Below are 12,768 nucleotides of genomic sequence, written 5' to 3' on the forward strand. Positions count from 1 at the left end.
ATCCCTCGAAGGTTGGATTACTTGGGCTGCGCCACAGTGCGCAAGTACGGCTTGATGGTTTTGAAACCGTCCGGGTATTTTTTCCGTGCGTCTTCATCGGACACCGATGTCGGGATGATCACGTCTTCGCCCGGACGCCAGTTCACCGGGGTGGCGACGGTGTGTTTGGCATTCAGTTGCAGGGAATCGAGCAGTCGCAGCACTTCATCGAAGTTGCGCCCGGCACTCATCGGGTAGATGAGCATGGCCTTGACCTTTTTGTCCGGGCCGATGATGAACACCGAACGCACCGTGGCGTTATCGACGGCGGTGCGGGTGCCGCCACTGGCATTCGGGTGGATCATGTCGTAGAGCTTCGCCACCACCAGGTTTTCGTCACCGATCATCGGGTAGTTGACCGCGTGCCCCTGGGTTTCCTCGATGTCCTTGGCCCAGCTTGCATGGTTGCTGACCGGGTCGACGCTCAGGCCGACGATCTTGGTGTTGCGCTTGTCGAACTCAGGCTTGAGCCCGGCCATGTAGCCAAGTTCAGTGGTGCACACCGGGGTGAAGTCCTTGGGGTGCGAAAACAGGATGGCCCACTTGTCGCCAATCCATTCGTGGAAATGCAGCGTGCCTTCGGTGCTCTCGACGGTAAAGTCCGGTGCCTCGTCGCCAATGCGGATTGCCATGTTCGTTCTCCTTACTGTGGGGTCGTAGGGAAAACCGTCGGAGTGCTGGGTGCGTCTCCAACGGCATTCAGGATCGGTGTTGGACCTGCCAACGCGGAACAGTATAGGAGACGCTGCAAGACAAGGCCGTTACCGCTAAAACCGGCCTCAAAAACACAAAAAAGCCAGATCGACTCGGCGTCGACCTGGCTGTTGTTGAGCAAAGAACAACGCCATTAAACCCGGACGTTGCGCCCCGGCAGCGTCGAGCGCTGGCTGTTTTCCCAATTCTCCACCAGGCCGACCGGTGCATCCGAGGCCGGCAGCATGTTGCGTCCGCGCACCAGGTCGCTGGCCCGCTCGGCGAGCATGATGGTTGGCGCGTTGAGGTTGCCGTTCGGCTCGGTCGGGAACACCGACGAGTCGATCACGCGCAACCCGGCGATGCCATGCACGCGCAATTCGGAGTCCACCACCGCCATGTCATCCTCGCCCATGCGGCACGAACCGCACGGATGGTAGGTGCTTTCGAGGTTGTCACGTACGAAGGCATCGAGCTCTTCATCGGTGTTCACCAGCGGGCCGGGAGCGATTTCGCCGTCGCGGAAACGGTCCATGGCTTTCTGGCCGATGATCTCCCTGGTCAGGCGGATGCAGCGGCGGAAACCTTCGCGATCCTCTTCCCGTTGCAAGTAATTGAACTGGATCTGCGGATGCTCGTATGGGTCCGCCGAAACGGCGCGCACATAGCCGCGGCTCTTGGGTTTGTTCGGCCCGGTGAGCACCATGAAGCCGTGGCCCTTGATCGGCTTGTTGCCGTCGTAACGCATGGCGGCGGGCAGGAAGTGGAACTGGATGTCCGGCCACCGCAGGCCCTTGTCCGAGCGAATGAAACCACCGGCCTCGAAATGGTTGGTGGCGCCGAGCCCGTCCTTGAACAGCAGCCAGCGCAGACCGATCATCAGTTTGCTCAGCGGGTCCATTTTGCTGTTGAGGGTCACCGGTTCCTTGCAGCCGAACTGGATGTACACCTCGGCGTGATCCTGCAGGTTCTCCCCTACCCCCGGCAGGTCATGGCGCACGCCGATCCCGGCTTTGCGCAGGACCTCGGCCGGGCCGATACCGGAGCGTTGCAGCAGGTGCGGCGAACCGATGGGGCCGGAAGAAATCAACACTTCGCGGTGGCAGTAAACCTGGTGGGTCTGGCCATCGTGGTCATACATGACACCGACCGCGCGTTTGCCTTCAAGGATGATCTGGCGGGTCATCGCGTGGGTGATCACCGTCAGGTTCGGACGGCCCATGGCCGGGCGCAAATAGGCGTTGGCCGTGGAGCAGCGCACGCCGTTTTTCACGGTCATGTGCATGGCGCCGAACCCTTCTTGCATGTAGCCGTTGCAGTCTTCGGTCTTGATATAACCGGCCTCGGCACCGGCTTCGACCCACGCCCCATACAAAGGGTTTTTCATGTGGTTGCCGTTGGTGGTGTGCAACGGCCCGGTGCCGCCGCGATAGCCGTCGCCACCCTCTTCGTAATGCTCTGCCCGCTTGAAATAAGGCAGGCAATTGCGGTAGCCCCAGCCCTGGGCGCCGAGGGATTCCCACTCGTCGAAGTCGTAAGCGTGGCCACGGATGTAGACCAGGCCGTTGATCGACGACGAGCCGCCCAGCACCTTGCCGCGTGGGCAATGGATGCGCCGCCCGTTGAGGAACGGTTCTGGCTCGGTTTCGTAGCGCCAGTTGTACTTCTTGGTGTTCATCGGGATCGAGAAGGCGCTCGGCATCTGGATCACCACGCTGCGGTCGCTGCCACCGAACTCCAGCACCAACACCGAAGTAGCAGGATCTTCGCTCAAGCGGTTGGCCAACACACAACCCGCCGAGCCGGCGCCAATGATGATGTAGTCGTATTTTTGCGTAGCCATGGTTATCTCCCGGCTTCCGATTCGTTGAACACAGGCGTCGAGCGAAAGGTCAGCGAGTCGCCAGTGGTGTATTGCGGAGAGGTTTTCTCGATGTGCTGGATCACGGTTTCTTCACGCTTGAGATCAATCGAGCGGCTGAACCAGTAGTAGACCAACCCCGAGACGATCAGCCCGACCAGCCAGGCGATGTCGATGCTGCCCAGCGCTTTGGCGAGCGGACCGACGTAGACTTCGCGCTGCTCGACGCCGTCGTAGATGTAGAAGAACGGGATCATCGACACAAAACCGATGGCGTACGCAGCAATGCCACGCAGGCCCCAGTTGCCGTAGATGTTGCCGTGGGGCATGAAGAAGTGCGGGATGGCGTATCGGCCCTTGCGCACGAAGAAGTAGTCCGTCAGGTTGACCGAAGTCCAGGGCACCAGGAAGTACAGCATCACCACCAGGTAGATCCCCAGCACCGACAAGCCTTTGCCCGAACTCTGGATGCTCAGGGCCACGCCGAGTTGCAGCAGGATCACAAAACCGATCGCCAGGATGCGTGCCTTGCGGGTTGGCTCGATGTGCTTGATGGAGTCGACGCAGGTCAGCGTGGTCAGTTTCGCGCTGTAGATGTTCATCGCGATCACCGGCAGGAACGCGAGGATGGTGATCACCACCACCGCGGTGCCGATCAGTGGCGAGACGACGTTGCCGACTTGTCCGAGAGCGACCAGCACATCCGTAGAGTGCAGGTGATCAGCCAACCAGCCACCCACCGAAATCATCCACGCGCCGGACAGCGACGCACCGAGAAACACCACGGCAATCAGCTTGCCGCTGGAGGTGTTCTTCGGCAGGTAGCGGGAATAATCGGACACGTACGGGGCATAAGCGATGTTGTAGCTGGCCGCTGCGGCGAACTGGGCGATGAACCCGGTCCAGTTGAAGCCCAACGGCGCCGGCGCGACTTCTCCTGCAGCGAGGACCGGCATCGCGGCATCCGGCACCCAGCCCATCAGCACCGCCAGCGTCACCAGGCCGTACAACGGAATCGACAGGTACAACGCCCATTTGAAGCTGCGGTGCATCCAGTCATGACCGAGGATCGCCAGGACTGCCGCCGGTATCGTCACCGCCACCGCGATCGCCCAGGGGTGGAAGCCGAAGAGCGTGTGCAATCCCTGCATCATCAACACCAGGTTAACGATGTTGAACCCGGCAAACACAAACAGCGTTGCCAGCAACACGAGGATTACACCGCGATAGCCAAACTGCGCCCGCGACTGGATCATTTGCGGCAAGCCCAGGTGCGGGCCCTGTGAACCATGGAACGCCATGAACAGCGTGCCGAACATGATGCCCAGCGTGCCGGCGAGTGTGGTCCAGAGCGCGGTCAGGCCGACGCTTGGGCCGACGAAGCCGATGGTCATGGTGAAGAACGTGAAATTGCCGAGGAACCAGAACGGGCCCTGGCTCGCCAGTTTGTCGGTGCGTTCGTGTTCCGGGATGAAGTCGATCGAATGGCTTTCGACGATCGGTTTGTCGTCGAGAAGCGACACGCTAGGAGCGGCTTTGGCGTCAGTGTTCATGATGGACTCTTATTGTTGGAAGATCATGACGGAACTGCATTCCTTGCGATGAGCACCTTGTGGTGAGGGGTTTGTTCCCGCGCCACAGGTGCTGCGTGCTTAAGGCAACGTGATCCAGACGGCTTTGGTCTCGAGCAGGTAATCGAGCTGCTCGGCACCCAGGTCCTTGCCAAACCCGGACTGCTTGTAGCCACCGAACGGCATCGACGGGTCGAGGGTGCCGTGGGCGTTGACGTAGACCGAACCGGCCTTTAACCGTGGGATCAGGCTGTGCACCTTGCCCAGGTCGTTGGAATACAGCGCAGCGGCCAAGCCGTACACCGAGTCATTGGCCAGGGCCAGCGCCTCTTCTTCATCGTCGAACGGTGCGGTGACCAGCACCGGCCCAAAAATCTCTTCCTGGACAATGCGCATGTCGTTGCGGCAATGGGCGAAGATGGTTGGCTCGACGAAGTAGCCTGGGCCATCGACGGGCTGGCCGCCGTAGACCAGTTCGGCGCCTTCCTGCTTGCCGGTTTCGATGTACTCGGTGACCCGCTGTTTTTGCAGCGCCGAGACCAGCGGGCCGATGAAACAGTCTGGATCCAGACCCGGTGCAATCTTCAGCGTGCGGGTGTAGGCGATCAGTTCGCGCAAAAATTCGTCGTAGACACTGCGATGAATATAGGCGCGTGTACCGGCATCGCACACCTGGCCCGAGTTGAAAAACACACCGTTGGCGACTGCTTGCGCCGCCGCTGGAATATCGGCATCGGCCAACACGATTACCGGTGATTTTCCTCCCAGTTCCAGGGTTAGTCGCTTCATTTCGTCCAGCGCCGCGCGCCCGACGGTACGGCCGACCGGGGTCGAGCCGGTAAAGGTCAATTTGTCGATGCCGGGGTGCGTGGCCATTGCCGCGCCGACCACGCTACCGCGTCCCGAAACGATGTTGATCACGCCGTCGGGAATCCCGGCTTCCTGCACCAGTTCAGCAAATCGCAGGGCCGACAGCGAAGTCAGTTCAGCGGGTTTGACCACCACGGTGCAACCGGTGGCCAACGCGGCGCCGAGCTTCCAGGCCATGGTTTGCAGCGGGAAGTTCCACGGCACGATCGCGCCGACCACCCCCACCGCTTCCTTGCGCGTATACGCCAGGTAGTTGCCCGGCAGCGAAGGCTCGACGGTGCGCCCGTGCAGCTTGGTCGCCCACCCGGCGAAATAGCGCAGGGTATCGACGGTGCCCTGGATATCGACGTCCTTGGCAAACGCGACCGACTTGCCCATGTCGATCGATTCGATTTCCGCCAGTTCTGCGGCGTTCTGCTCGATCAGGTCCGCCAGGCGTTGCATCAAGCGCTCGCGTTCAACCGGTTTCGCCTGGCTCCAGGCGCCGCCGTCAAACTGCGCGCGAGCAGCTTGCACGGCGCGGTCCAGGTCCTCGGTGGTGCCCATCGGAATCCGAGTAATCAGGCCCTCGGTCGACGGCTCAATGACGTCGGACGTCTGTCCGTCGCTGGCCTCGACAAAGGCGCCACCGATGAACATTTTCTGCACCTTGCTGAGGAAGGTCTGGGTCGCTTCGGATACACCGAATTTCTGCAGGTACTGCTTAACACTCGCGTCCATTTTTCATGCCCTCTGTGCGGCGGTCAGTTCACGCCGATTCGGTGGTGGTTGCGCTCACGGCGTGCTTTGCCTGAGCCCGTTCATGGAAGATGAAACCGATACTGTTGAGCAGCAGTTGCGCCGCCAAAATTGAGGTCATACCGCTCGGGTCATACACCGGTGCAACCTCCACCAGGTCCATGCCGACGATGTTGCCTTTGCTGCGCTTGGCCAGGGCCTGGATGATTTCCAGCACTTCGTAGTAGAGGAAACCGCCGTGGCTCGGAGTGCCGGTGCCGGGGGCGATGGACGGGTCGAAACCGTCGATGTCGATGGTGATGTAGTAGTTGATGTTCTGCGGAATCAGCGCCAGCACACCCTCGACACCGAGCCGACGAACATCACGCACCGAGAGGATTTTCGAACCGGCGGCGTGGGCGGCTTCGTAGTCATCGCGGTTGGACGACGAGACGTTGCGAATGCCCATCTGGGTCATGCCGACAATGTGGTTCATTTCCGAAGCGCGGCGCAGCGGGTTGCCGTGGCCGTAGCGCACACCGTGGCGTTCGTCGACGAAATCAAGGTGCGCATCGAAGTGGATGATGTGGATCGGGCCGCGGCCCTCGAAGGCCTTGATCACTGGCGCGTGCACCGAGTGGTCGCCGCCGAGAACGACGGGCATGACGCCGGCATCGAGGATTTTGCGCACGGCGTATTCGGTGTTTTCGTTACTGGTGACCATGTCGGTGTGCACGATGTCGGCGTCACCGACGTCGACCATGCGCACGTCGGCGGCCGTCAGGTACATCACGTCGTCTTCGTGGTCGTAGGCGCCGGCGTGGCCGAAGGAAAACAGCGTCGATGCCTCACGAATCCCGCGAGGCCCAAAGCGTGCACCGGAGCGCCACTGGGTGCCCATGTCGTTGGGCACACCGAGCACCGCAACGTCGGCATCCAGTGCGTCCCAATCGGTGCACACCGGGGATTTGCCAAAGGTGCAATGACCTACGAATGGCAGGTTCAGGCGACCGGATTCATAACCGTTATTCGACATTTCTAGCCTCTCCACTTCTTGTTATCGGCTTGACGGACTGCAAGGCGACCGCCGTTGGAATGACTATGGGCGCAGGTTTTCGTGGAAAAAATGCTAAACATCAGATACTCATATCGGCATTACCGATGCATCCACGTGCGGGAGGTTCAAGGTGATTCAGCTACACGATGTCGATCTGAAACTGCTCAGGGTGTTTGCGACGATTGTCCGCTGCGGGGGCTTTTCCGCCGCGCAGGCGGCGTTGAACGCCGGCCAGTCGACGATCAGCGAACAGATGACGCATCTGGAAACCCGCCTCGGGGTCAAACTCTGCCAGCGCGGGCGCAGCGGGTTTCGCCTGACCGAGCAAGGCGTGGCGATTCATGAAGCCACCCAACGCCTGCTCTCGGCGGTGGAAAATTTCTGCATGGACGCCGACGTGCTCAAGCAGCACATCAGCGGCAAGCTCAACCTGGGCATCATCGACACCACCATCACCGACCCCGATTCGCCGCTGCCGCGCACCACCCAGCGCTTCGTGTCCCGGGGGCATGACGTGCACCTCAACGTCTACGTCGGTACCCCCGCCGAACTCGAAGAACGGGTGCTCGACGGCCGCCTTCACCTGGCCATCGGGCACTTCCCGATCCATGTGCCGGGGTTGCTGCACACACCGCTGTACCAGGAAGCCTTGGGCTTGTATTGCGGGCGGCGGCATCCGCTGTATGGCAACAAGGCCGAAGGCGACGAACTGCTCGAAGAAATCGCCGCCAGCCGGATTGTCGTGCGCGGCTACATGCAGCAATACGACCTCGAGCATTTGGGCGTCAGCAAAGCCGCCGCGACCGTGGACAACATCGAGGCGCTGGCTATTTTGCTGATCTCCGGGGCCTACCTGGGTTTTCTGCCGGCGCACTTCGCCGCGCAGTGGATCAAGACCGGGGAGATGCATCAACTGGCGCCGAACACCTTGCAACTGGTGTCGCCGTTCGACGTGATTACCCGACGCGGCACGGCCCCGCCGCCGATCCTCCAGGCCTTCCTTGAAGACCTGGCGGCCAGTGCGCGCAAAACCGCCAATGGCTGATATCCGCTCGCCACACGCGAGCGGTGCCCGGCATACTCACTGACGCAACCACCTCGCTCACCACCCTTGCAGGCCCGTTATGCGCATCCACGTCACCTTCATCGACCGCGTCGGCATCACCCAGGAAGTGCTGGCCCTGCTCGGTGGGCGCCGGTTCAATCTGGACGCCGTCGAGATGGTGCCGCCGAACGTTTACATCGATGCGCCGACCCTCGGCGCCGAGGTGCTGGAAGAGTTGCGCGAGGCCTTTCTCGGCGTGCAGGGCGTGCAAGCGGTGACGATGGTCGACATCCTTCCGGGGCAACGCCGCAGCTTGCAGCTCGATGCCTTGCTCGCTGCCAGCACCGACGCGGTCTTGGCCGTGGATGACCGTGGTTTTGTACTGCTGGCCAACCCGGCGTTGATTGCTTTGTGTGGTCGCGAACCGGCCGGTGAATCGCTGGCGAATTTGTTTGATGATCCATCCCTGCACCACACGCTGATCGAACATCACTTCCGCCTGCCCATGCACGAGGTCAGCCTGGGTGGCCAGACGCTGTTGCTCGACGCCATGCCGATCACCGATGCCGGCGCGCTGCTGACCCTGTATCACCCGAGCCGCATCGGCGAACGCCTGTCGGCGCTGCACCATGACCATGCCGAAGGGTTCGATGCGCTGCTGGGCGAGTCCCCGGCGATTCGCACGCTCAAGGCCCGTGCCCAGCGCGTGGCCACTCTCGATGCGCCGCTGTTGATCCAGGGCGAAACCGGCACCGGCAAAGAGTTGGTGGCCCGTGCCTGCCACGCGATCAGCGCACGGCGGGAGGCGCCGTTTCTCGCCCTGAACTGCGCGGCCCTCCCGGAAAGCCTCGCCGAAAGCGAACTGTTCGGCTACGCCGCCGGCGCGTTCACTGGCGCCCAGCGCGGCGGCAAACTCGGCCTGCTGGAACTGGCGGATCAGGGCACGGTGTTTCTCGATGAAGTCGGTGAGATGTCGCCTTACCTGCAAGCCAAGTTGCTGCGTTTTTTGAGCGACGGGTGCTTCCGCCGGGTGGGGGGTGATCGCGAGGTCAAGGTCAACGTTCGGGTGCTGAGCGCGACCCACCGGGATCTGGAAAAAATGGTCAGCGAAGGCCACTTTCGCGAAGACCTGTTCTACCGCCTCAACGTGCTCAACCTGCACGTACCGCCGCTGCGCGAACGTGGCCACGACATCCTGCTGATGGCCAATCATTTCATGCAACAGGCCTGTGCGCAGATCCAGCGCCCGGTCTGCCGTTTGGCCCCGAGCACCTTCGCCGCCCTGCTCGGCAACCGCTGGCCGGGCAATGTGCGCCAGCTGCAAAACGTGATTTTCCGCGCGGCGGCGATTTGTGAGAACCCGTTGGTGGACATCGACGATCTGGACATCGCGAGGACGGCGGTAGAGCGCCAGAACGACGGTGAAGTCGGCAGCCTGGAAGAAGCCGTCGAAGGGTTTGAAAAAAAACTGCTGGAGCAGCTCTACCGCAGCTACCCGTCCAGCCGCCTGCTCGCCGCCCGCCTGCAAACCTCCCATAGCGCCATCGCCATTCGCCTGCGCAAATATGGCATCCCCACCAAGCCCTGAATACAACACGGGGGAATGTCGTCCGCCACAAAATCTGTGTTCCCTCCAGGTCAAATGTGGGGGCGGGCTTGCTCGCGAAAGCGTCCTGTCAGGCAACTTTTTCAGCGACTGACCCACCGCATTCGCGAGCAAGCCCGCTCCCACAGGGGTTATGTGGTGTGCCGGGGGATTCTGTTTGCAAATCGATACAGCGTATCGAATTCAAGACATACCGCCACCACCCCGTTTTTTCCTGCCCTGCTCGCTACACGTCTATTGCCCGTATTGATTTCAATACAGACGGCCTCAGCCCCTTCACTCAAAAACTAACTAAGTCATTGATTTAATTCACCTAATCAACATTGGCACCACCCTTGCTATCACTCCCTGCAACCACGCTCGCTGCCCCGCACGAGCCTGTAAACGTCATCCGCCACCAGCAGCGGATGGGTCAGAACAATGAGGAGTGGGTATGAGCGAATTGCGTTTTACCGTCGATCACGAATGGCTGCGGCTTGAGCGTGATGGCCTGGTCACCGTTGGCATCACGCCGTACGCGCAGCAGGCGTTGGGCGATGTGGTGTTCGTGCAAGTGCCGGAGTTGGGGACGTTTGGCGCCGGTGATGAAGTGGCGGTGCTGGAGTCGGTGAAAGCGGCCAGCAACATCGGCATGCCGCTTGACGGTGAAGTGGTCGAGGTCAACGCGACGCTGGAATCCTCACCGGAATTGGTCAACGAAGACTCACTGGGCGAAGGCTGGTTCTTTCGTTTCAAACCGGCCGACACCGAGGCCATTCACCACCTGCTGGATCAGGACGCCTACGCGCGCCTGACCCAGGAATCCGCCGAAGCCTGAAACCCCTTCCCGCTTACCACACAGGACACCACCATGTTCAGCAAACACGACCAGATCAAAGGCTACGACGACGAACTGCTGGCAGCGATGAACGCTGAAGACGCACGGCAGGAACACCACATCGAGTTGATCGCCTCCGAGAACTACACCAGCCAACGGGTGATGGAAGCGCAAGGCAGCGGCCTGACCAACAAGTACGCCGAAGGCTATCCGGGCAAGCGTTATTACGGCGGTTGTGAACACGTTGACGTGGTCGAGCAACTGGCGATTGATCGCGCCAAACAATTGTTCGGCGCCGACTACGCCAACGTCCAGCCGCATTCCGGTTCTTCGGCTAACAGTGCCGTGTATCTGGCCCTGATCCAGCCTGGCGACACCATCCTCGGCATGAGCCTGGCCCACGGTGGTCACCTGACCCACGGCGCCAAAGTGTCGTCCTCGGGCAAGCTGTACAACGCCGTGCAGTACGGCATCGACACCAAAACCGGGTTGATCGATTACGACGAAGTCGAACGCCTGGCCGTCGAGTGCAAGCCAAAGTTGATCGTTGCCGGTTTCTCGGCTTACTCCAAGACCCTCGACTTCCCTCGCTTCCGTCAGATCGCCGACAAAGTCGGTGCCCTGCTGTTCGTCGACATGGCCCACGTCGCGGGGCTGGTGGCGACCGGTTTGTACCCGAACCCGATCCCCTTCGCCGACGTCGTCACCACCACCACGCACAAAACCCTGCGCGGTCCGCGTGGCGGCCTGATCCTGGCCAAGGCCAATCCGGAACTGGAAAAAAAGCTCAACGCCGCGGTGTTCCCCGGCGGCCAGGGCGGCCCGCTGATGCACGTAATCGCGGCCAAAGCGGTGTGCTTCAAGGAAGCGCTGGAGCCTGGCTTCAAAACCTATCAGGCGCAGGTGATCCGCAATGCCCAGGCCATGGCCGAGGTGTTTATCGACCGTGGATTCGACGTGGTGTCCGGCGGCACCGACAATCACCTGTTCCTGGTCAGCCTGATTCGTCAGGGCCTGACCGGCAAAGACGCCGACGCCGCCCTCGGCCGCGCCGGGATTACGGTGAACAAGAATGCTGTGCCCAATGACCCGCAATCACCGTTCGTGACGTCGGGGTTGCGCATTGGTACGCCGGCGATCACCAGCCGTGGATTCAAGGAAGCGCAGAGCATCGAGTTGGCGGGATGGATCTGCGACTTGCTTGATCACCTTGGTGATACCGATGTCGAGGCGCAGGTCGCCAAACAAGCGGCCGCCATGTGCAGCGACTTCCCGGTCTACCGCGACTGATCAGCCCCCACTAACCCCCTGTGGGAGCGAGCCTGCTCGCGATGGCGGAGTGTCAGTCGACATTGATGTTGACGGGTCGACCGCTATCTCGAGCAGGCTCACTCCTACAATGGATGTGTGTTGGCTCGCCTCTGCCTCTCGAAGAAAGAAAATACTCATGAGCCTATCTGTGGAATCAACCAACCCCGCCCCGGCAAAAATGCAAGTCGGCGTCAAACTGCGCGGTGCGGAGAAGGTCGCGCGGATCCCGGTCAAGATCATCCCGACCGATGAGTTCCCGCGTAAACCCGACTGGATCCGCGTGCGCATGCCGATCTCGCCCGAGGTCGACCGAATCAAGCAACTGCTGCGCAAACACAAGCTGCACAGCGTCTGCGAAGAAGCCTCGTGCCCCAACCTCGGCGAATGTTTCTCCGGTGGCACCGCGACCTTCATGATCATGGGCGACATCTGCACCCGCCGTTGCCCGTTCTGCGATGTCGGCCACGGCCGGCCAAAACCGCTGGACGCCGATGAGCCGATGAACCTCGCCGTGGCCATTGCCGACCTGCGCTTGAAGTACGTGGTGATTACCTCGGTGGACCGCGACGATTTGCGCGACGGCGGCGCCCGGCACTTCGTCGATTGCCTGCGCGAGATCCGCAAGCTGTCGCCGGGTGTGCAACTGGAAACCCTGGTCCCGGATTACCGTGGGCGCATGGACGTTGCGCTGGCGATCACCGCGACGGAGCCGCCGGATGTGTTCAACCACAATCTGGAAACCGTGCCGCGCCTGTACAAAGCCGCGCGGCCAGGTTCGGATTTCGAGTGGTCGCTGGACCTGTTGCAGAAATTCAAATTGCTGGTCCCGTCAGTACCGACCAAGTCCGGCCTGATGCTCGGCCTTGGCGAAACCGATGAGGAAGTGCTCGAGGTCATGCAGCGAATGCGTGAACACGACGTCGACATGCTCACCCTCGGCCAGTACCTGCAACCGTCGCGCAGCCATTTGCCGGTCCAGCGTTTCGTGCACCCGGACGTGTTCGCCTGGTTCGCCGAGGAAGGCACCAAAATGGGCTTCAAGAACGTCGCGTCCGGCCCGCTGGTACGCTCGTCTTACCATGCGGACCAACAAGTGCAAGGCGCAAAGGCAGGCTGAGGCGTATCGTCTGGAAGAAAGTGACGGGCATAAAAAAACGCCAGACCCGATAGGATCTGGCGTT

10 protein-coding genes are annotated in these 12,768 nt (G+C 61.2%); 5 read left to right on the top strand and 5 right to left on the bottom strand.

The genetic code is table 11. The annotated features are described in order from the left end of the window. Positions 1–17 precede the first annotated feature (17 nt). The 5 genes from BK660_RS03305 to speB all read right to left on the bottom strand — a co-directional run bounded on the left by BK660_RS03305 (position 18) and on the right by speB (position 6,787). Positions 18–671, bottom strand: a complete 654-nt coding sequence (locus BK660_RS03305; protein WP_123432063.1) for a peroxiredoxin — start codon at positions 669–671, stop codon at positions 18–20. A gap of 215 nt (positions 672–886) precedes the next feature. Next, positions 887–2,575, bottom strand: coding sequence for a choline dehydrogenase (gene betA / locus BK660_RS03310; RefSeq protein WP_123432064.1), 1,689 nt, complete (start codon positions 2,573–2,575; stop codon positions 887–889). A 2-nt stretch (positions 2,576–2,577) separates the two neighbouring features. Further along, complete coding sequence (locus BK660_RS03315) at positions 2,578–4,146, bottom strand: purine-cytosine permease family protein (protein ID WP_123432065.1); 1,569 nt, start codon at positions 4,144–4,146, stop codon at positions 2,578–2,580. A gap of 99 nt (positions 4,147–4,245) precedes the next feature. After that, on the bottom strand, positions 4,246–5,754 hold the full coding sequence (locus BK660_RS03320) for an aldehyde dehydrogenase family protein (protein ID WP_123432066.1): 1,509 nt from the start codon (positions 5,752–5,754) through the stop codon (positions 4,246–4,248). A gap of 28 nt (positions 5,755–5,782) precedes the next feature. Continuing rightward, the gene (speB, locus tag BK660_RS03325; RefSeq protein ID WP_027924755.1) at positions 5,783–6,787 is read right to left on the bottom strand and encodes an agmatinase; all 1,005 of its coding nucleotides are present in this window, start codon (positions 6,785–6,787) and stop codon (positions 5,783–5,785) included. A 151-nt stretch (positions 6,788–6,938) separates the two neighbouring features. Here speB and BK660_RS03330 point away from each other — a divergent pair, with 151 nt between their 5' ends. From BK660_RS03330 to lipA, 5 genes are all read left to right on the top strand, one after another. Then, entirely contained in the window at positions 6,939–7,853 is a 915-nt protein-coding gene (locus BK660_RS03330) for a LysR family transcriptional regulator (RefSeq protein ID WP_123432067.1), read from the top strand. A gap of 79 nt (positions 7,854–7,932) precedes the next feature. Next, positions 7,933–9,441 carry a sigma-54-dependent transcriptional regulator gene (locus BK660_RS03335; RefSeq protein ID WP_123432068.1) on the top strand — a complete coding sequence of 503 codons (1,509 nt, stop codon included), beginning with the start codon at positions 7,933–7,935 and terminating at the stop codon, positions 9,439–9,441. Positions 9,442–9,892: 451 nt separating this feature from the next. After that, on the top strand, positions 9,893–10,276 hold the full coding sequence (gene gcvH, locus BK660_RS03345) for a glycine cleavage system protein GcvH (protein WP_123432069.1): 384 nt from the start codon (positions 9,893–9,895) through the stop codon (positions 10,274–10,276). A 33-nt stretch (positions 10,277–10,309) separates the two neighbouring features. Then, positions 10,310–11,566, top strand: coding sequence for a serine hydroxymethyltransferase (gene glyA, locus BK660_RS03350; protein WP_123432070.1), 1,257 nt, complete (start codon positions 10,310–10,312; stop codon positions 11,564–11,566). A 157-nt stretch (positions 11,567–11,723) separates the two neighbouring features. After that, positions 11,724–12,704 (top strand): lipoyl synthase, encoded by a 981-nt coding sequence (gene lipA / locus BK660_RS03355; protein WP_123432071.1) that lies wholly within the window; start codon positions 11,724–11,726, stop codon positions 12,702–12,704. Positions 12,705–12,768 lie beyond the last annotated feature (64 nt).

Origin of the sequence: Pseudomonas brassicacearum (genome assembly GCF_003732265.1) — a bacterium.
GTDB classification, from domain to species: Bacteria; Pseudomonadota; Gammaproteobacteria; order Pseudomonadales; family Pseudomonadaceae; genus Aquipseudomonas; species Aquipseudomonas brassicacearum_D.

What these genes read in the sequence shown, in the direction of transcription:
- BK660_RS03305 (WP_123432063.1), bottom strand. Translation starts at nt 671, where the DNA reads ATGGCAATCCGCATTGGCGACGAGGCACCGGACTTTACCGTCGAGAGC.
- betA (WP_123432064.1), bottom strand. Translation starts at nt 2,575, where the DNA reads ATGGCTACGCAAAAATACGACTACATCATCATTGGCGCCGGCTCGGCG.
- BK660_RS03315 (WP_123432065.1), bottom strand. Translation starts at nt 4,146, where the DNA reads ATGAACACTGACGCCAAAGCCGCTCCTAGCGTGTCGCTTCTCGACGAC.
- BK660_RS03320 (WP_123432066.1), bottom strand. Translation starts at nt 5,754, where the DNA reads ATGGACGCGAGTGTTAAGCAGTACCTGCAGAAATTCGGTGTATCCGAA.
- speB (WP_027924755.1), bottom strand. Translation starts at nt 6,787, where the DNA reads ATGTCGAATAACGGTTATGAATCCGGTCGCCTGAACCTGCCATTCGTA.
- BK660_RS03335 (WP_123432068.1), top strand. Translation starts at nt 7,933, where the DNA reads ATGCGCATCCACGTCACCTTCATCGACCGCGTCGGCATCACCCAGGAA.
- gcvH (WP_123432069.1), top strand. Translation starts at nt 9,893, where the DNA reads ATGAGCGAATTGCGTTTTACCGTCGATCACGAATGGCTGCGGCTTGAG.
- glyA (WP_123432070.1), top strand. Translation starts at nt 10,310, where the DNA reads ATGTTCAGCAAACACGACCAGATCAAAGGCTACGACGACGAACTGCTG.
- lipA (WP_123432071.1), top strand. Translation starts at nt 11,724, where the DNA reads ATGAGCCTATCTGTGGAATCAACCAACCCCGCCCCGGCAAAAATGCAA.